This is a genomic window from Neisseria sp. P0019.S003, from assembly GCF_051957115.1.
In the GTDB taxonomy this organism is placed as follows: domain Bacteria; phylum Pseudomonadota; class Gammaproteobacteria; order Burkholderiales; family Neisseriaceae; genus Neisseria; species Neisseria flavescens_D.
Genome location: NZ_JBQCWT010000112.1, coordinates 1 through 434, shown reverse-complemented (window position 1 = coordinate 434; position 434 = coordinate 1). Strand labels below are relative to the sequence as shown.

The following is a 434-nucleotide window of genomic DNA, read 5'->3' as shown; positions in this document are numbered from 1 at the left end:
CGGATTGAGCCGCGGGCAGGTGTTCCGCTACATCGAGCTGCCGCAAAGCATCCGCCGCGGATTGCCTGGCGCCGTCAATCTGTTTACGCGCATGATCAAAACCAGCTCGCTCGCCTCCCTTATCGGCGTCATCGAAGTCTTCAAAGTCGGCCAGCAAATCATCGAGAACTCGCTGCTGACGCAACCCAATGCTTCATTTTGGGTTTACGGCCTGATGTTTATGCTGTATTTCTTCTGTTGCTGGCCGCTGTCGCTGCTGGCGGCAAGACTTGAACAAAAATGGGAACACTGACATGGCTTTACTGAGCATCCGCAACCTGCATGAACAATACGGCAACGTAACCGCCATTCGATCCTTAGACTTGGACTTGGAAAAAGGCGAAGTCATCGTACTGCTGGGCCCGTCCGGCTGCTGCAAATCCACCCTCCTGCGC

At 54.8% G+C, this 434-nt stretch carries 2 protein-coding genes; both read left to right on the top strand.

Annotation, left to right across the window (positions count from 1 at the left end):
* A partial coding sequence (locus ACTHTS_RS11355) for an ABC transporter permease subunit (RefSeq protein WP_440370100.1) occupies positions 1-292 on the top strand: 292 nt, incomplete at its 5' end.
* Position 293: 1 nt separating this feature from the next.
* The coding region (locus ACTHTS_RS11350; protein ID WP_440370101.1) for an ATP-binding cassette domain-containing protein at positions 294-434 on the top strand (141 nt) is incomplete at its 3' end.